This window comes from Akkermansia sp. NBRC 115031 (assembly GCF_030268505.1).
Lineage (GTDB): Bacteria > Verrucomicrobiota > Verrucomicrobiia > Verrucomicrobiales > Akkermansiaceae > Akkermansia > Akkermansia massiliensis.
In genome coordinates this window covers 98,255-118,454 of sequence record NZ_BSQU01000007.1, presented here as the reverse complement: position 1 = coordinate 118,454, position 20,200 = coordinate 98,255, and the positions used below count along the sequence as shown (strand labels likewise).

Sequence of the window (20,200 nt, the reverse complement as noted above, 5' to 3'; positions counted from 1 at the left end):
TGCACCGCCCGCGCCTTGAAGCGGCGCAAAAACCGCCTTATGATGGCATCAATGGGAATGGAAGACTCCTTTCCCGGAACTTCCGCAAGATGAATAATTCCCTTAAAGACCGCCTGGTCCGTCACATGGAAGACGGACATTACGAACCCCAGAGCAAATCAGAACTGGCCCGCGCCCTGAACGTGGATTCCCGGCAGAAGCAGGACTTCCGCGCCATTGTGGACCAGCTGGAGGAGGAAGGCAGGCTCGTGCGGCTGCAAAAGGGGAGATACGCCCTGAAACGGGAACGCCGGAACCTGGTGCACGGCATGATCCGCATTCTGCGCTCCGGCAAGATTCTTTTTCTCCCCAAAAAGGGGGATCCCGCCGCGGCGGACCTGGGGTGGGATCTGGAGGCCATTCCGGAGCTGGAGCTCAAGCCCAACCACCTGGGAACCGCCCTGGACGGGGACCGCGTGGCCGTGCGCGTGGAACGCAAGGCGGCCAAGGGCCGGAGAAACGTCCGCAGGGACCGCTTTTCTTCTCCGGATACCGGCATGAAAGCCCGCGTGGAGGAAGTGACGGAACGCGCGCGCTCCCGCTGGCTGGGCGTTTTCCGCGCCGGAAAGAACAAGCTGGGCCGCGTGCTCGGGGACGGCGTAGGCTCTCCGGAATACATTGAACTGGTGGAAAAACCCGCCATGGAGGTGCTTCCCGGCCAACTGGTTTCCGTGGAACCCGTGTCCCGCGGGGAAGAAAAGAAGGCCCCGCGCGGGAAAATCGTGGAGGTGCTCGGCTACCCGGACGATCCCCACGTGGACATGGAAGCCGTCATCAGAAAGTATGACCTGCCCGTGGAATTCCCCGCCTCCGTGCTTCAGGAGGTGGAATCTTTCCGGAAAAACCCTTCTTCCGCGGAACTGGGCCGCCGGGAGGACTGGACGGACCGCACCGTCATCACCATTGACCCGGCAAGCGCCAGGGATTTTGACGACGCCATCTCCATCACGGCCACTCCATCCGGCTGGACGCTGGCCGTCCACATCGCGGATGTCTCCCATTTTGTGAAGCCCGGCGGCGCGCTGGATGAGGAAGCCCTGCGCCGCGGCAACTCCACCTACCTGCCGGACCGCGTCCTTCCGATGCTGCCTCCCCGCCTTTCCGATGATTTGTGCAGCCTGCGGCCGGACGTCGTGCGCCTGACGAAGGTATGCGAAATGAAGTTTGATAAAAAGGGGAAGATGCTCCACGCCCGCTTCGCGGACGCCTTCATCCGCAGCAAGGCGCGCCTGACCTACCAGGAGGCCTTCACCATGCTGAAAGGGCATGACAAGGGGGAAGTTCCCTCCATGGTCCGTGAAGCCTGGAAGCTGGCCTCCATCCTGCGCCGCAACCGCTACGCCAAGGGAGCCCTGGACCTGGACTTCCCGGAAGTGCGCGCCGTCATGGACAAGGACGGACGCGTGACGGAAATCATCACGGAAGAGTACGATGAGAGCCACCAGCTCATTGAGGAGTGCATGCTGGCCGCCAACGAGGCCGTGGCCCTGACGCTGAAAAACAGGAACCGCCCCACCATCTACCGTGTCCATGAAGAACCGGATTCCGCCAAGCTCTTTGAATTCGGCCAGTTGTGCAAACTGTACGGGCACCCCGTCCACGACATCGGCCAGCGCCAGTACCTTAATGAGCTGATGAAGTCCATCAAGGGTTCCCCGGACGAGCAATTGCTCAAGCTGGCGCTCCTGAAAAGCCTGATGCGGGCCAGGTACGACACGGAGCCCCTGGGCCATTACGGCCTGGCCACCGCCAATTACTGCCACTTCACCAGCCCCATCCGCCGTTACGCGGACCTGGTGGTTCACCGCTCCCTGAATCCCCTGCTGGCCAATCCCCCCAAGGGGGCCAAAGGCGCCGGCAGCGTAGGCAGGCTGGAGGAGGACGCGGAACACATTTCAGAGACGGAGCGCACTTCCGCCAGTGCGGAAAAGGACGCCAACCGGATGAAGCTTTTCGAATGGCTGGAAGGCCAGTGCTATGCGGACCATCCGGAAGTGCACGAGGCCCTGATTACGGAAACGCGCCACTTCGGCGTGCTGCTGGAAATCCCGCGCCTCCAGATCAAGGGGCTGATCAAGCCGGACAAGCTTCCCGGCGGCCGCTGGGTGTACGAGGCATTCGCCAACCGCTGGAAGAGCGACCACGGCTCCGTGCTGTGCGCAGGGCTGCGCATTCCCGTTATTCCCGTGAAAGTGGACCGGGAACAGCAGTGGGCGGATTTTACCATCGCCTCACGGGAGGAACGGCGGCAGCCGGAAAAGACAGCCTCCCCAGGCAGAAAGGAGAAGCGCACGCCCGGCCGCAGGCGGCGGAACCGCTGACGGCACACGCCCGCAGGCGGGAACGGCCACATGCGGGCGTTAAATCCGGTTCTCCTTGCAGCAGAATCAAATCTGTATTTTTTCACCAAAATTTTCTTGAAGCAAATTGTACTTTTCATGTATAAAATGGTTGCTGTTTACTTGTGAACCCGACCCCACGCCTATGAACTCAGGACGTTGAACCCGTAAGTAAGCACCATATGAATGCTGAATGCCAAGGTCCGCTCCCGGGTCTGGAGCGGACCTTTTTCCCGGAAGCCTGTCATGGCGGAAACGGGAAGGGGAAATGAGTGTGTCCAACCTGCATGACAGCAATTCAGCATATCCCCGAACGGGCGCCTTTCAATTACGCTGACCTGATTGAATACCGCGAAGGGCAAATCACCAGCCTGGCCCTTGTGCGTTCCAAAGGCGTCAACATGACCATCCTGGCTTTTGACGACGAGCAGCTCCTCCCCACCCACCAGACGCCCGGCCCCGCCCTGGTGCAGATTCTGGACGGGACGGCGTATTTTACCGTGGGCAATGAAGAGGTCAACCTTCCGCAGGGCAAGACTCTCCTGATTCCCGCCGGAGTGCCTCATTCCGTCATTGCGCAGGAACGGTTCAAGATGCTGGTCACCTCCATCCTGCCGCTGGACTGAGCGGAACGCTTTTTCCACGTGCGCACGGGAGGAAAACTCCCGGCTTCTTGTTACAGTTCCCTGACGGTAATTGACGAACGCTGCTCCAGGTTCAGCTCCGGATGGCGCACGGTAATGACGTGCGCTCCCGGTTCCAGCAGCACGGAGGCCTCTTCTCCATACTGCACGACGGTCAGGGTGGGGGATGACCACACCGCCCCCGCCGGCAGGTTGGAGCGCAGTTTGAGCCTGCGTCCCCCGCCGGGCAGTTCCGGATCCAGCGCCAGGCGCGAGCCGTCTGCCGGAACCAGGATGCGGGGAGCCTCCCCGGACCACGCCCGCGGAAGCAGGCAGAAGGTATTCCCCACCGTGCAGGAAGGACTGGTAAACCACTCCGTATAACGGCTGTCCAGATATGCCCGTCCCGCGGCATCGTAATCCGCCGGGGAGGCCGGCTGCGGCATCGTTTCCGGGGAAGCCCATTCCTCCCGGACATGGGCTTGCGGCAGATCCAGCCCCTCCGCCCTCTTTCCGGTGCGGGAATCAATGCGAATGCGCACCATGCCGGGAGGGGGACCGGGGAAGGAAGGGGCAAGATTGCGGTGAGCCAGCCTCATGACCCCGGCAAAAATGGGGGCCGCTCCATCCATGCCCCCCACCTGCTTCATGGGGGAGGCGTCAAAATTGCCCACCCAGACGCCAACCGTGATTTCACGGGTGAAGCCCACGCACCAGTTGTCGCGGAAATCGGAGGAAGTGCCCGTCTTGCACGCATACCGGAAGGGAAGGTTCATCAGCTCCCGGTCATGGAACGCCGCCATCCGGGCTTCCCGGTCCGCCAGAATGTCCGCCGCCATGAAGCAGGCTTCCGCAGGCAGTACGGGCCGTTCCGGAACGGAAGCGCCCTGCTCCAGCTTCAGGGGGAGGAAGGAGCCTCCGCGCGCCAGGCACGCATAAGCCCCGGTCAAATCCCGCAAGGTCACCTCCGCATTGCCGATGGCGAGACCCAGGCCGTAATGCGCGGCGTCTCCCTGGATGCCCCGGATACCCAGGTTTTCCAGCAGTTTCAGTAGCCGTGACGGGCCGCCGAAGGTATCCAGAACCCTCATGGCCGGGATATTCTGGGAACAGGCCAGGGCCTGCCTGACGGAAACGGGACCCATGTAGGCCCTGTTGTAATTCTGCGGCGCTTCCAGCCCGTGCGCGCTCCGGTACGTGGTGGGAACGTCCGGAAGAACGGTTCCCGGATAGGCCCCCAGGACAAATGCCTGGGCGTACACGAAAGGCTTCAGGGCGGAACCGGGGGAGCGCGGCAGGGAAGTCCCGTCCATCAGCCCCCCCGCCGGATGCTTCCGGTCCGCGGAACCGACCAGGCAAAGAATGTTCCCCGTGGCGTTTTCCACCACAATTACGGAGGCCTGTGTCACATGATGGCCTTTCAAGCGTTCCAGCTCCCTCCTCACGATTTCCAGCGCGCCGCGCTGCAGGGAAGCGTCCAGCGTCGTGCGCACCTCCCCCGTCCGTCCTGCGTGCATCAGGGCGGCTGTTACATGGGGAGCCGCCGGCTGCCGCCCTTCTTCCGTTCCGGCGCTGAACAGGGGTTCCTGCAAGGCCCTGTTCACCATGTCCGCCGGGAACATGCCTTCCTCCTCCAGACGCCGCAGAACGCGGTTCCGCCGTTCCAGCGCACGTTCCGGATGCCGGAGGGGGTTCAGGAAGGACGGCCCCTGCGGCAACCCCGCCAGCAGGGCGCATTCCGCCAGGGACAGGCGGGACATCTCCCGGCCAAAGTAGAAACGCGCCGCCGCGGCGGGCCCCCGGCGCAGATTGCCGTAATCCAGGAGGTTGAAATAGGACTCCAGAATTTCCTCCTTGCTCATGCTCATCTCCATGCGCCGGGCCTGAAAAAACTCCCGGGCCTTGGTCCACAGGTTCCTGCGTGCGGGAGGATTGGCATTCTTGGCGAGCTGCTGGGTGATGGTGGACGCTCCGGACACAACCTCCCCGCCTGCGGCATTCGCCGCCGCGGCGCGGGCCAGCGCCAGGAAATCCGCCCCTCCGTGGCTGAAAAAGCGTTTGTCTTCCGCCGCCAGCGTAGCCTTAAGAAGCATGTCCGGAACCTCCCGGAGCCGGACAGGCTCCGTGTGGTAATAATCCGGTCCCGGCAATGTGGCGATTCTGCCGCCGTCCCTGTCCAGGACCACGGCGCCCCGCTCTTCCGGATGGAGCAGCCCTTCCGGCAGGGGAACCAGCCAGGGCACGGCATACCATGCAAGCAACCACGCGGCGGCCAGCCCTCCGGCAGTCCAAAGAAGGGTTTTCCGTTGAAGGAGCTTTTTGAAAACCGCCCTGTTCATAGATCTGCGCCGCATCATGAAAACACTGCACTTACTTCCCCGCGGAGACGGTCAGTTTCTGGGGAATGCTCAATCCGTAGGTTTCCGGCTTGTACATCAGCTCCGCCTTGGCGGACGGGGCGATAACGGAGCCGGACTTGGTCACCCTCGCCAGGTAGCGCGCCGTAAAGCGGCCTCCCGACCAGGAATCGGCGAAAAAGCGCACCCGGTCCTTCAGGAATTCACGGTGGGAAACCCACCAGCTCCAGTAGAACCAGCGGTTTCCTGCATCCGCCGTCTCGCTCTCCCGGCCTCCCGGTATCTGGGAAAGCAGCGCCGGATTGACGGCTTCAAAAGCGGAGGGCAGGTAATCCTCCATCACCACATACGTCAGCGGGTCAGCGGACTTGTCCACGTGCAGCGTAATCCTCACCAGGTCCCCCACGGCAAACTCCGCCGCAGGCGTCCAGGTTCCTTTCGGAGAAAGCCTTTCATAAACGCGGGAAACGGCAAAGCCCCTGTTGACGGCGGCTCCGTCCTGCTGCGTTTTGCTGCGTCCGCGGGCCTCCGCCATGCCGTATACCCGGGTTCCCGCTTCCGGAAGGCTGAGCACGGCCTTCTCCCCAACCGCGGTCAGGAACCGGGACGGGGAAGACACGGAGCATATCCCGTCAAACGTCCGGCCGCCGCGGTCCACGCGGAAGGCGGCGGAAAGGGGCGCCTCCTGCAATCCTTCCAGGTATTCCCCCAGCAGAATCACATCCCAGCCGGAAGTCCAGGTGGAATAGGGGGCCCTTCCTCCGAAAGATCCGGACGTCCTGTCCACGATCAGGCGTTCCAGCCTTTCCCGGACAGCCTGGTCACCGGGGGCCTGCGCCATCTCCGCCAGCGCCAGCAGAAGACGGCAGCGGGGCTGTTTCATTTCCTCCCCGGAAACATTCATCAGGCTCCGGGCCTGCGCCTTTGCCTCCGCACGGGAAGAGAGGGCCGCCGCCAGGGCCAGGTACAGGCGGTCTTCCGCCCTCAATTCAGCGGCATGGTCCAGCAGGCGGTTGAGCAGGGACGCGGGCATGAGCCCCGCTCTGGCCAGCACCCATGCCCCCAGGAGCCCCTCCCGCGGGCGGGCGGACAGGGAATGCCCCAGATAGGCGTACAGCTTGTTGAGGCCCTGTTCCGGAATGTAAACCCCCTGCTCCCGCGCCAGGGTCAGCGCCAGAGCGGCATACGCGCAGTACTCGCTCACCTCCATGCCACCCTGCCAGTAGGACAGGCCGCCGGAAGAAAGCTGGTTTTTCATGATTTTGTAAACGCCGCTCTGGAGGGCCCTGGAACGGTCCTCCGGCGATTTTCCCTTGAAACCGGGGAGATATTTGGCCAGGAGCGGTTCATAAATCCAGGGCAGCGTGGAGGAGGAAAGCTGTTCCAAGCAGCCGTACGGATAACGCAGCAGGTAATTCACGCTGCCGTCCGCATACAGCAGGGGGGACGTGCCCAGCGTCACCCGGATGGGGGTGCCTTTCAGGAAGGGAGTCGCCAGCAACCCCGGCAGATCCAGCGTCCGACCGGAGGAAAGCGAGAAGCAGCGCAGCTCCCTCAGCTCCGGGAAGGGAGGCACCACCTCAAACGTGTGCTCCACGGAATCCTTCAGCAAGGAATAAACGCCGGAGGAATAAGGCGTGCCGCTGCCGTCTGCGGCGCGGATTTCCCAGGTCAGCCGGGCTTCCCCCGGCTGCGTGAATTTTACGTTGAACACCAGCGTTTTCGGCTGGTTCCCGTTCAAAGTCAGCGTCTGGACGGGCTGGGGCACGGAAGCCGCAGCGGTCCCGGATTTCAGCGTGACCACCCACGGGCCCTTCCTGTCACCCGTCTGGCTGACCGTCACCGGAATGTCCAGGGAATCACCCTCCGTTGCGGTAAAGGGGGGAGCGGGTTCCAGCATCACGGGCTTGTTTACCACATAGGCGCTTTCCCCGGTTCCGAAATCGGCAGCTCCCGCCAGGGCGACCGCCATCACCCGGTAGCGGGTCAGCGTATCCGGATTCCTGTACTCGGCCTTGAAACGGCCCTCCCCGTCCGTACGGAGGGAGGCCAGCCACACGGCGCACGGGTTGAAATTCTTCCTTAAATCCAGGTTCTCCGGCGCTTTGCGGGAGCCGTCGGAGGAATCTCCGCCGCCGATGAAAACTCCTTTGTTGTCCGTGGAGCGGCCACCCCAGTCTTCATCCAGAATTTGTTCCAGCGTCGTCCACGTGCCCACGGACAGGGGGCGGTCCGCATAGAAGTACCGGATGGGACGGGGAGTCTGGTACCCGATGACCTGTAAGGTGCCTTCATCCTCCGCAAACAGGCATACCTCCGCATTCCGAACCGGCCTGCCGGAATAATCCGTCACCACGCCGCTGACCACGGCGGGGGAACCGGGCCGGGACATCCCGGCGGGGGGAAACACCTTTACATTCAGGGTATGCTGGACAGGCTGAACCTTCAGCGCGGCATATCCCAGCTTCAACTGGGGATTGCGGACCTTGCGGCTGCTCAGGTCCGCCCCCTTCACCAGGAAAACGGAAACATAGACATTCGGCGCGTCCGCCTCTTCCAGAGGCACCTCAATCACGGGATTGTCCAGCGTCAGCTTTCTGGCAAAACTCCGGAGCACCTTTTCCCGCTCCACTGTCACCATCACCTCCCCCTCAATGGGCGTCTGGATCAAGAGACGGGCCGTCTCTCCCGGCTTGTACAACTGCTTGTCAGGGATGATCTTCACCTTCAGGCCGTCATGGTACTCCCACGGGGAAACGTCGCTGCCGTAAACCCAGTACTTTACGGCAGTGCGGAATTCCCGTCCTTCCGCGTCCCTGCCGGAAAAAGCCACCTCGTAAATACCGTCCTGCGGGGTGGGAACGGAGACGGCTTTTCCTCCCGTACGGACATCCGCGGAATCCGCCGGGGCAAGCGTTAGGGCCTTTTCCAGCACCGTGCTCCTTACCTCGTCATTGCGCACGGTGGTGGCATCTCCGCTCTCGTAGCGCGCGGGACGGAAAGCGGTGCGCGTCACGGTCATGTTGAGATCAAGGCCGCTGCCCGCATAGGGCTTGCCGTCCAACCCCAGGGCAATCAGGCGCAAATCCAGGGGCGTTCCCTGGCGGCAGATGGAAGAACTGTTCTTCACGCCCACAAACACGGAAGCCGGATTCCAGACGGCGCCTCGGGAAACCTTGACCAACTGCTCATTCCCGTTTACCACGGAAGCCTGGAGGGACAGCCTCCTGACCCGCGGGAAGGACTGCCCATCCAGGGAGAACTCCACGGTATTCCTGCCTTCCCCGTCCAGCACGGAGGACTGCTGCTTCATGTGGGAGGAGGAACGGCCGCTGGAATAACCGTAATAGGCCTCCCAGTAGCCCCCATCGTCATCACGGTAATCCCCGAAACGGTAATCCTTGTATCCGGCAGGATAAAAGTTGGAGGGAGTACTGCGCAGGGACCAGTTCACCTTGCCGCCTGAAACAGGCGTGCCGGTAAAATTCGTAGCCTTCACATCCGCCTTCAGGAGATGAGCGCCGGGCTTCAATTCATGAATCTTCTCCTCCACTTCAAACTCGTTCCGCTTGAACTCGGCTACTTCCACCTCATACCGGAACTCCCGGTTATTCTTGTCAAACTCCTTCCGGTAATACTTCTTGTAATCGTATTCGTCGGAGGAATCATCCTCTGCCCCTTCTTTTTCCTCTTCCGCGGAATCCCCTTTCAGCCGCAGGCTGGCAAGAACGCTGTAAGTTCCCGTCTCTTCCCCGGGAAACGTGAAATCCAGGTCAAAGGTTCCCGCATCGGACAACTTCACCTGCTTGACGGCTACTTCCCGGTCCCGTCCGTCCCTGACCGTCAGCTTGACCTCCTCCACGGGAGCGAGGCCCAGCCTGTTGTCCAGCAGGGAGCGCACGATTCCCTTCAAATGCATGGTCTCCGCCGGGCGGTACAGGTTCCTGTCCGAAAACATGAACACCCTCGTTTCCGCGGTAGTGGCGGGATTCAGCCCCAGGGCTTCCCATTCGTAGGGCAGCGTCTTCACGCCAAAGGACCACATCCTCACCTGCCCCGGCCAATCCTCCAGGGGGCTCAGGTAACTGTCCACCCCGGACAGGACGCGAACATAGGCGGCCTTTCCGTTCATCCCGGCCATGGGCAAAATCACGGAACCGTGCTCCACGGGAACGGAAGCCAGAACGGAGCCGTTCGCATCCAGCAATTGGACCTGCGCTTTTTCCACCGCTTTTCCGGTGGAAAGGGAATACACGTAAGCAAACATGGTATCCGCCGTCTTTTTATGCAGAACGCCCAAATCCGTCACCTGCACGACGGCCTGCGCGGCGTAGGATGCCTCCTTTCCGTCGAACTTCCTTCTGCCTCCGTTTTCCGACGGCACGCCAAACAGCCTGTACGCCTCCAGCACCGGATCACTGACACGGCCTTCCACCTCAATGAAATACATGCCTGGCTCCACGGCTCCGCCAAACAGGCCGTCCAGGCTGATGGCCGCTTCCGTTTTGCCGCGCACGTCCAGTATCAGCGCGCCCGTCTTATCCGCCGCAAGAAGCTCCGCAGGCAGAAAATGTCTTTGGTCGCGGTCCGTCACGGTACGGGAAAGGGGCGCGGACTGGTCCCGTTCATAAATCTTCCGGTAGGCCGCCAGCGTCTGGTGCCGGTGGCCGTCCCTGATCCGGTAGCCGCGCACCGTCAAATCCTTCAAATTGCTCACGGAGGCTTTCAACTTGCGGGCTCCGGCGTACATGACGCCGTTGTTGCCCGCATCCAGATACAGGCACGGATCCTCCGGCTCCACTTCCACGGAACCTTCCGCATTCTTTCGCGCCAATTCCTGATCATCCACGGACCGGACGCCCTTCAGCCTCCATTGCAGTTTAAAAACGGCCTCGTCTGCGCTCACCAGAAAAGGCAGGGACGTATACCACTGGGGCCGGGCATGCTTCATCTCCGCCAGCCGTTCCCTGTCCAGGCGGATTGCTATTTTCCCGGCCGTCTCCGCATCCTCTCCGTCAAGGGATGTGGTAAAGCCTTCCTCCTGATCACCGTAAGCCATCGGCTTCCCGCCGCCCTCCACGAAAAACTCCACATGGTCCCGGCAGAACCGTTCCAAATCCTCAATCAGGACAGGGAGAGTCCATTCCAGAGTAAACCGGCCTCCGTTCCCAGAAAACGCATGGTAATAACCGGAGGCGGAAAAACGGGGCACGGCCCCCAGTTTGATTTCTTCCCATCCGGTTTTCTGCCCTCCTCCCCGGGAGGACAGGAAGGAAGCGTCCAAACTGACCAGGCAATAATTCCTGCCATACCGGAACATTCCTTCCGGCTGAATGACATACACGCCGGGAACAACCATGCCGCCCGGACGGCCTCTGAACCTTCCCTCCCCTGCAATATTTCTCACACGGTAGGATTTGGCGTCTCTCACCTCCTTCAACGTCGCAGGCCTTAGCCGGAACCCCGCATCGTACCCCGCGGCTCCCGCCTTGAGCTGCTTCATAAAATCTGCGGACCTCAACTGCTCTTCATCCGAAACGCCGGCAAAACGGAGATTCTTTTCCAATGCCTCCTTCCATGAGCAATAACCGGGAAGCATCAGGAACCCCTTGCCGTCGCGATACAAGCCATTCGCAGGATTGCCCCTGTCCGGAACTGCGTCGGGAACCACCAGGAAAAAACTCTCCCACGGGTAAACTTCACTGCCCTGCCAGCCCCTGTCCATGGAAGACAGGAAGAAATTCCAGGTCATGCGTCCCGTCAGGCGCAGCGGAACGGACGGCACCGGAGAACCGTCCAGAAAACGGACATTCTCCGCCGGTTTCCATAGATAGGTGGACCGGAAGGGAACCTCCTCCAGCGGAACACACTCCAGCACGTTGGGAGTAATCCATTTGGAAGAAAACTTCAAGGAAGGGGGAACGAACATCAGCTTCGCGCCTTCCAGCATGGCCGTCCCTGCGCCGTTGCCCAGCGCCAGTTCCACCGGTTTCTCCTCCGGGGAAAAGGACATCAGTTCCGGGTCCGCCGGTTTTCCCACCTCGGAAGCGGGCACCACGGCCTTGTCAAACACCAGTTGAAACGGCTTCCCTTTTTCCAGATGGGACGGAGAGGAAGACGGATAGCGCACCGTAGTGTCGGCAATGGATGGAAAAATACCGCAAATTCCTAAGAAGCAGCCAATAGCAAAAGAACAGGTTTTCATGGGAGGAGGGTAATTCTATGTACCCATCTTCTCCTCTTTTTGAGTCTTCAACACAAGCAGAAAATCCGCAAGCGGCAAAAAATAGAGATAAAAGTCGTTACCACTTGATGAAGTTTTTTTGTACCTTGAATAATGTTCTATAAAAACTCCTTTCTTATGCTCACTAGGATGGTAGTGCGGTCATGAATCCAACCGGTAATTTTTAAATGCAATAACTCCAGTGGAACGCGGGAAACTTGGTTCATCAGAGAAAAATCTCCTTTACCTTTTGCTAGTATTTCTCTTCCTGCACGCTGTCTTTTACCCTGGCAATGGGTAAATTTTGAAAATATGGCAAAGAAATACGTGCCACCGGAGAAGAATCCCCTCCCTTTTCACACGTTGCCATCCGCCTCAAAAACTCACAAATATCATAACGTTCCCGGCGTGTTTACGTTGTTAGTTTTTGATTCATGGTAGTCGCAACCATTGAACAAACATCATTTCATTACCATGAACAACACTTTCAACATCGGCGCCATGGATACCGCCTACCCCTTCATTTCCATGTACCCCAACGGACAGCCCCAGGGCAACTTCCTGGTCAACGGCCTCTCCGCTCCCGTCCTTATCCCCAAACGCGCTGCTTCCTCCCCTACCCGGCACGAATGGTTCGGATACCTCAAGGTCATGGCTCCCGCCACCTGTTTTCTCCACCTCCACGCCCACTCCTCCATCTCCCTTTCCATTCCCGCCAAGGATCTGGAACTCTCCACGGAGCCGGGCTCTTCCACCCCTCTGCGCCGCCAGATCCAGTTCGACCAGGGATACTACTGGTGCCACATTGTTCACCAGCACCAGCCAGCCCCGAACTCCCAGCAGGAGTTCTGCATTGCCCTGGTAAGCGACAAGGAAGGCGAGCCCGACTTGGATTATTACCTGCTGGCGGAAAACACTCCCGCCGGCAAGGAGGGAGAAACCGTACTGACGCTGGTCAACCTGTACCAGGAGGTGGAAGAAGGGGACTCGTCGAGCAGTTCGGCAGGGGGAGGAGATTCGTTTGAGTTTGATCCCAAGCCAAGCAGCAGCTCGAGTTCTTCTTCCTCCAGCAGTTCGTCTTCCAGCTCCCGGCAGAGTTCTTCGGCTCCCGAGCCTCCGGATTCCTCCAGCAGCGCACCGCCTTCTTCTTCCAGTTCGTCGTCTTCCAGCAGTTCGAGTTCTTCCTCGTCCAGTTCCTCGAGCAGCTGGTCGTCTTCCAGTTTCCACAGTAGTTCCTTGCCGCCCCAGGAGCCGGATTCCTCCAGCAGCTCTCCGTCTTCCAGCTCTTCCTCGAGCAGTTCGAGCTCTTCCTCCTCGTCCAGTTCCTCGAGCAGCTCCAGCTCTTCTTCGTCTAACTCATCAAGTTCTTCGAGTTCCAGCAGCAGCTCTTCGTCATCAAGTTCTTCGAGCTCAAGCTCATCTTCCAGCAGCAGTTCAAGTTCCCTTTCCTCCTCGTCCAGCGAGCCGGACCAGGAAGAGGAACCCTGCCCCTGTGAATGTGAGTGCAATGAGGAAGGGGACGAACATTGTGTCCAGACACACCCCACTCCGGGGGATCCCGAGGGAGAGCAGGATTGCCAGGGCAACGCCTGCATCAACCCTTCCTCCCCGGCAGGACCCACGCCTCCGGCTCCCGCCAGGTTCATCACGACGGCACGCTCTTCCACCACTAATTCCGCGGCTTCCAGCGGCTTTTCCATACGCTACAACCACCCCATGGCCTGGAGCGCTTCCTTCTCGGCTGACGAGCGCCGCGTCACCGTCAGGCGTCCCTCCGGAAGCCATCTCTATTTCAAGGCCCAAGAGGGAAGCAGCGACGCTTCTCCCATCGGCTCTTCCAGGAAGAGCGACTACCGTGTGAGGCTTCTCAACGAAGATCTTACTCTCAACACGCAGGGCGCTCCCGCTTTCATGGACATGGTTCTTCCCGGCGGCATGGTCCTGCGCTTCTCTTCCTTCACCGGAGAGGTCGTGTCGGTCACCAGCTTTTCGGGCCATGTGATCTCTGCCGAGGAGTACTTCAGCAAGGTCCAGGTCACTTACCATCAAAACGGCTCCCTTGCCAGCGTTTATTCCCATGCCCAGGGGCTGATGAGAAGCATTCCCGAAGGCGACAGGCTTACCCTGGAGTGGTTTGCTCCCAATAACGCCGCCCCAGACGGGGAAGGCGGGTTCACCGTTGCCGGAGAGCCCTACAAAACGGCCGTCTATGAAACCTCGCTTGAAAACGGAGTCAAGGTCACCCATATCACCAACCGGCGCGCCGGTCAGGAGCCGCATTTCATCGAACGCCGCGAAGAAGGCAACAAGGTGACCATCGTCAAGGGGGAGGGAGAGGAGCGCATCGTTCGCACCATTGAACGCAACGCCCTGCCCGATTCCAAGTGGGAGCGCCTTGAAACTATTCAGGGCATCAACGAGGAAACACCCTCCTCCTGTACCCGGACAGTGAAGAAGTATACCGACGGCGGCTGGCTGACCATCAGCCGGACGGAGGGATACAACACGCCTCTGGCCCAGACCACCCTCTATACCTACAACGACCAGTTCCGGGTGTCCCTGGAACTCAAACCCAATGGCGGCTATACGCGCTACGAGTACGACGAGAGAGGACGGGTGGTGCTGCAGGCCTCTCCCTGGGCCGGAGGCGGTGAAAAGGGAACACGCACGACTTACGCCGACTTGCGCTTTAACGACTTCAGACCCGCCACGGAAACCAAAGTAATTATTGTTGAGGATGGGACGGAAACGGCGCTTCTCAAACGCACTTACACGTATGAAGACAGCCCGCAGGTGAACCGCACCACGGTCACGGAAACCGCGCTGGGAAGCGACCAGGTTCATACGAGTGTAGAAGAGACTTATGGGGAAGGAGCCGAATATCCCTACGCCCGGGGCAGGCAAAAGATGAGCCAGAGTATTGACGGGGTACAAACCGTTTATACTTACGAAGCCGCCGCGGAATACGGAGCCCTCCACAAGGTGACGTCTACCGTGCAGGCCAACGGAAGCATCGTTCCGGGACAAAGCACCCGAAACGTGGAATACATCGCTGAAAACGGCGCCACCACCAGGAGAGAACAATACGTTCACACCGGAGAGGACTGGTCGCTGATTGCCTCGGAGGACTACGAATACGACGACGAGCAAAGGCTCATCAAGACAACCAAGGGCAACGGCAGGACCAGCACGACGGAGTGGATGTGCTGCGGCCCGTTGAGGGAAACCGACGAAGACGGCATCACCACCGGCTACGGCTACAACTCGGCCAAGCAGCTGGTGGAGACTATTCGGGCTGCGACGGAAACCACGCCCGAAACGATTATCTCCTACACGAAGGATGCCGCGGGAAGGACGATCGCCACGCGGCGTGACGTGGGTCCCATGACGGCGACGGAAAGCACGGAGTACGACGATCTGGGGCGGGTGATTTCTTCCACGGACATGCTGGGACGCACCACCCGAACCGGGTACGGCGAAGACGGACTCACCACTACTGCCACCACCCCGGCAGGCGCTACGCTGATTACCAAAAAGTACTATGATGGAACCATACTCTGGCAGGGAGGAACGGGGCAAAGAGAAGTGGAGACCAGGCTGGAGTTGACCGAAGAAGGCATCCTGACCACGACCTTGTCCAAGGGAGTTGTGCTGTCGCGGATTCTGAAAAATGGCTTTGGTCAAACCGTCCGGCAGGAACAGCCCAATACGAAGGGAGGGTTCATCGTCACCAGTAATACATACAATGCCAAGGGGCAACCGGTTCGTTCCCAGACGGAAGACATGGCCTCTACAGTCACCGTCTACAATGAACTGGGACACGCCGTGAGGCGGACCGTCCAGCTGGACGACCTCCATCCGGATGATCCCTCTAGAAACAGAGTCTCGGAAAACTCCTCCTGTTACCGGCTCCGGGAAGACGGCGTCTACCAGGTGCAGACTTCCACCACCTGCAACGCCGACGGATTCCCCCTCACCCAGACCACGGAGAATATGGTTTCCAGACTCAGCGCTGTACTGGAAAACAAATCCATCACCACGGACGTCTACGGCCAGCAGAGCATCCAGTGGACGGAGTACACCTCTCCAACCAGGCGCACCTGGTTCAGCCGCATTCCCACTTCGGAGATCACAGCTGAATCACTGGTCGTGGACGGTTTTGAGACCAGCCAGACCGATCACGCTGGAATCCGTTCTTCACAAACCCGTTCCTACGCCTCCACGGGCATGGTTCTCAAGCACACGGACGCCAGAGGCAATGTCACCACCACGGAAACCGACCTTGCGGGACGTACTGTCAAAGTCACCGATTCTGCAGGCAACGTGACTACCACCAGCTACCTGCCCTGCTGTGACAATCCCGCCTGCATCACCGATGCCCTGGTGGGAACGACCTGCTATTCCTATGACATCCGCGGCAGAAAGACAGCCGAGTACGGCACCGCTATTCAGCCGGCCTGCTTCGCCTACGACGAAGCCGACCGTATGGTCTCGCTGACCACTTTCCGGGTGGATGAAGAAGACATTACTTCTGATCCTTCCGACCGTACCGACGGAGACACCACCGCATGGTTCTATGACGAGGCCACGGGACTGGAATTGAAAAAGACCTATGCAGACGGATCCTCCACAATCAAGACTTACGACATATTTAACCGTCTGGAGATATTGACCAAGGCCAGAGGTATCGTCACCACCTACGCCTATGCTCCTCTTACCGGGGAACTCGTCTCCGTCTCCCACAACGACAACACGCCGGGTTGGGAGTTTACCTACAATCACCTTGGCCAAATGACCTCCGTCCGGGACGCTTCCGGCATCAGGGAATTTTCTTATGATGCCTATGGAAGAACGCAACAGGATACTTCCTTTGGAACCGTGGAAAGCTCCATTCAGGAACAATACGATGCCTTGGGTCGTTCTGAAGGTTACCGCCTGATGCTTGGAACCCGTACCGTGCAGCACTCCCATCTTGACTACGATTCCAAAGGTGCCATCATCGGGATGAATCTGGAAGGCATCGCTTCTCCCTTTAGCTGGCAGTACGATCCAACCAGCGGCTTCCTCCACCATCTCACCTACCCCAACGGCATGGTCCGCAGCAATACCTACCATCCCACACTGAACCTAGTAACCGCCATCGGTTACAGGAAGGGAGCGAATGGCGAATTAGCAGCTGGCCACGAATACGGCTACGACGCTCTGATGCGTCCCGTCCAACGGCGGGACTCCTGGGATGTCGCCACTTCTGTCACGCTAAGAGATTTTACTTACAATGGCCGCAGCGAGGTGATTGAAGACCGGATCAGCCCGGGAGGAAGCTTCAGCTACCAATACGACAACATCGGCAACCGCAAAACAGCCCGGGAACTGGAAGAAGAAGTATCCTACGATGCTAACTGTCTTAACCAGTACGCAGATATTGCCGGGGGAGAAGAAAATTTTAAGCCCGTCTTCGATGCCGACGGCAACCAGACCTTCATCAAGACCCCAACAGGTACTTGGGAGGTGAGCTACGACGCCAATGACCGCCCCGTCGTCTTCACCAGCCAGGATGGACGGACTGCCATCACCTGCGGCTACGACTACCGGGGACGGCGCTTTGAGAAGAAGGTCACCGTCAATGGAGCAGTATCCGGCCATTGCTGGTACCTGTACCGGCGCTATTTGCAGGTAGCCGAGCTGGATTTGACGCATCCTGAGCCTGTGCTGGTAAAGAGCTACCTGTGGGATCCAACGGAACCGAGAGCGACGCGTGTCCTGACAATGACATGCTGGAAAGGCAACGTTCCCCAGCACAACGAGCATCTTTACTTCATGCACGATGCCATGAAGAACGTTACTTCCATTTTTGACGGACAACAGACGAGAAGAGCTCGTTACGAGTATGCTCCTTTTGGTAGCCTTCTCATCGCTGAGGAAGACATGGCTCAAGAGAACAAGTTCAGATTTTCCTGCGAGTATGCAGATGACGAACTGGGGCTTGTGTATTACAATTACCGTCACCTCAATTCCGCAGACGGCAGATGGATTAACCGCGATCCTATTCAGGAACAAGGTGGATGGAATTTGTACGGGTTTGTTAATAATTCCATTGTTTATTTTGATTTATTAGGGAATGATAGGTATATATCTAATATTTTACCACATAACCCAGAAAATGTTTTTAAAGGCGACATTACTCTTCACATAGGCGTTGCCGTAGATATATGGGAAAAAAATGATCAAGGGATTTGGTGTAAAGTAGGGATTAGAACTTTTGATTATTCTTTGAATCCAACAGATAGAGATACAGCTAGACTAGCAAGGGAATGGGCTAGAACGCATGATTCATCCACATTGATACAATTTGGAGGTTTGATAATTGGGAATATTATATATGGAGCCCTTGTTTTAGGGAAGGGTTATATAAAATCTTCACAAGGCCTTAATTTAAAAAATCCCGAAACAATACCGTCCTCTCCCATAGAAGATATCAATATGCTTAGAGCAATACAACAGGATATTAAATCCCCTCCTCCTTACAACATATTAAGGAATAATTGTGCTGATTGGGCTTATAAAGCTATATGGTATGGAAGAGATGTGACTGTTCATTAATTCATACTATGAGATGGATAAAAAAAATCATTATATTTGATATATTTTTTCAAGAAAATAAATTCAAAAAGAGTAGTTCTATATTTAGTTATATTCTTTTTATTTATCTATTCTTCATGGTATATCTCCTAACTTTTCCAAATAACATAGGAATAAATATACAAACATTGTTATTTGTTTTATCAATTGAAATTTCATATGTTTTGTCATTTTTCAATTGGTATTATTGTTTGAATAAATCAATTTTCCTGTTTATAATAATTTATTTATTACCCATATGTGGTATAGGTATTTTATATTTATTGCTTCCTTCCCTACCAAGACATATGTAGATAAAACAACGACAAGATAAATTTGTTAGATAAGGGTAACGATAATCTGTTGAGTCAATTTCAAAATAGGTGGGAAGAGCGTCATCTCTCAGGTCCAAACCACTACTACTCACAATTTCTAAGGTCTTTCTTCATTCAGCCCCCGCAGAATATGATTTCTCTGTTTGATTCTATACTGAAGCAAGATACTTCCATAGACTTTTACGGAGATCAAAGTATGTTGAGCCAGATTTCAACTCAACATACTTTGATCTATATATGGTTCTTGTTCTTCCCATAGGAATTATACGTATTAACGTTAACAAAATAAATTTATCTATTTTATTAATATTAAAAATTAAGGAAATATGAGAGATTATAATTTTTTATAGGTTGTTTAACATGAAAACTAATATTATATTCCCTTCGGTTATTTTAGCATTAAACTTATTAGGATCTTGTACATTCATAACTCACAAAAAAGAAAAAACAAGAAATCCCTATATTCCACATTATTATCTACATTATAATACTCCTGTCTACATTGTAGGAAAAGATATGATCAAAAATTCATTAAAATCATACTTGGATTTATCGTCAAACATGACTCCCCAACCAAATCTTAATCCATATGATAAAAAATGGAATGGAAGTGAAACAGCTCTTATGCTGGCGGCAGCTATCGGGGATATTGATACCATGAAGAAATTACTCGAATTAGAGGCTGATATTAATGTTGCTTCAAATGAAATGAAGCTACCCTCTATGACTTTTCCCTACAAAGAAACTGCTTTACATTATGCTGCTCGTACAGGACAAATAAGCGCCTACAATTTTCTGATTAAACAAGGAGCTAACCAGAAATTGAAAAATACTGACGGAAAAACAGCCAAGCAATTACTGAAGGCTACAGGGGAAAATAACTACTAATGCTTGTGTAGAAGAAAACGATACATGGGCCTCACTAACCAGGCGTATCGTTAGAAGCTATAGAAATATCAAAATGGGTTAGAGGTTATACACCTCAACCCAAGACTGATTTTGCATGCCCATGGTAACGAAGATGGCGGCTTCCTCAAGTACCTCAACTACCCTAACGGCATGGTCCGCTGCAATACCTACCATCCCAGGCTCAACCTCGTAACCGCCATCGGTTACAGGAAGGGAGCGGATGGTGAATCAGCGGGCCGCCATGAGTACGACTATGACGCGCTGATGCGTCCCACTCAACGCCGGGACTCCTGGGATGCTGCCACACCTGCAACCACCAGAAACTTCACCCACAGCAGCCGCAGCGAGCTGGTCGAAGACCGGCTCAGCCGGGGAGGAAGCTTTATCTATTCCTACGACAACATCGGCAACCGCAAAACCATCCGTGAACTGGAGGAAGCCCTCTCCTACGAATCCAACCCGCTCAACCAGTACGCGGATATTGCCGGGGGAGAAGAAGATTTTACCCCCGTTTACGACGCCGACGGCAACCAGACCCGCATCAGGACCTCAACAGGCATCTGGGAAGTCTCCTACGACGCCAACGACCGACCCGTCGTCTTCACCAGCCAGGATGGCCGGACTGCCATCACCTGCGGCTACGACTACCGGGGAAGGCGCTTTGAAAAGAAAGTGGTCATCAATGGAACAGTATCCAGCCACTCCTGATTCCTGTACCGCGACTACCTGCAGGTAGCCGAGCTGGATTTAAGGCATC

7 protein-coding genes are annotated in these 20,200 nt (G+C 56.8%); 5 read left to right on the top strand and 2 right to left on the bottom strand.

All coding sequences use genetic code 11. The features are described 5' to 3' along the window. The first annotated feature begins 89 nt into the window (after positions 1–89). Both QSJ36_RS10330 and QSJ36_RS10325 read left to right on the top strand, forming a co-directional pair. Positions 90–2,360: a VacB/RNase II family 3'-5' exoribonuclease gene (locus tag QSJ36_RS10330; RefSeq protein WP_285468630.1), complete on the top strand. Its 2,271-nt coding sequence runs from the start codon at positions 90–92 to the stop codon at positions 2,358–2,360. 305 nt (positions 2,361–2,665) lie between these two features. Next, the gene (locus tag QSJ36_RS10325; protein WP_022396859.1) at positions 2,666–3,004 is read left to right on the top strand and encodes a cupin domain-containing protein; all 339 of its coding nucleotides are present in this window, start codon (positions 2,666–2,668) and stop codon (positions 3,002–3,004) included. A gap of 50 nt (positions 3,005–3,054) precedes the next feature. On the opposite strand, the gene pbpC is transcribed toward QSJ36_RS10325, so the two are convergent. Then, on the bottom strand, positions 3,055–5,340 hold the full coding sequence (gene pbpC, locus QSJ36_RS10320; protein WP_285468629.1) for a penicillin-binding protein 1C: 2,286 nt from the start codon (positions 5,338–5,340) through the stop codon (positions 3,055–3,057). 31 nt (positions 5,341–5,371) lie between these two features. Then, positions 5,372–11,563 (bottom strand): MG2 domain-containing protein, encoded by a 6,192-nt coding sequence (locus QSJ36_RS10315; protein ID WP_285468628.1) that lies wholly within the window; start codon positions 11,561–11,563, stop codon positions 5,372–5,374. Positions 11,564–12,055: 492 nt separating this feature from the next. Between QSJ36_RS10315 and QSJ36_RS10310 the strand changes: the two genes are divergently transcribed. The 3 genes from QSJ36_RS10310 (at position 12,056) to QSJ36_RS10300 (ending at position 20,151) form a co-directional block, all read left to right on the top strand. After that, positions 12,056–18,181, top strand: a complete 6,126-nt coding sequence (locus QSJ36_RS10310) for an RHS repeat-associated core domain-containing protein (RefSeq protein ID WP_285468627.1) — start codon at positions 12,056–12,058, stop codon at positions 18,179–18,181. 713 nt (positions 18,182–18,894) lie between these two features. Beyond that, on the top strand, positions 18,895–19,422 hold the full coding sequence (locus tag QSJ36_RS10305; protein WP_285468626.1) for an ankyrin repeat domain-containing protein: 528 nt from the start codon (positions 18,895–18,897) through the stop codon (positions 19,420–19,422). 111 nt (positions 19,423–19,533) lie between these two features. Next, positions 19,534–20,151 (top strand): hypothetical protein, encoded by a 618-nt coding sequence (locus tag QSJ36_RS10300; RefSeq protein ID WP_285468625.1) that lies wholly within the window; start codon positions 19,534–19,536, stop codon positions 20,149–20,151. Positions 20,152–20,200 lie beyond the last annotated feature (49 nt).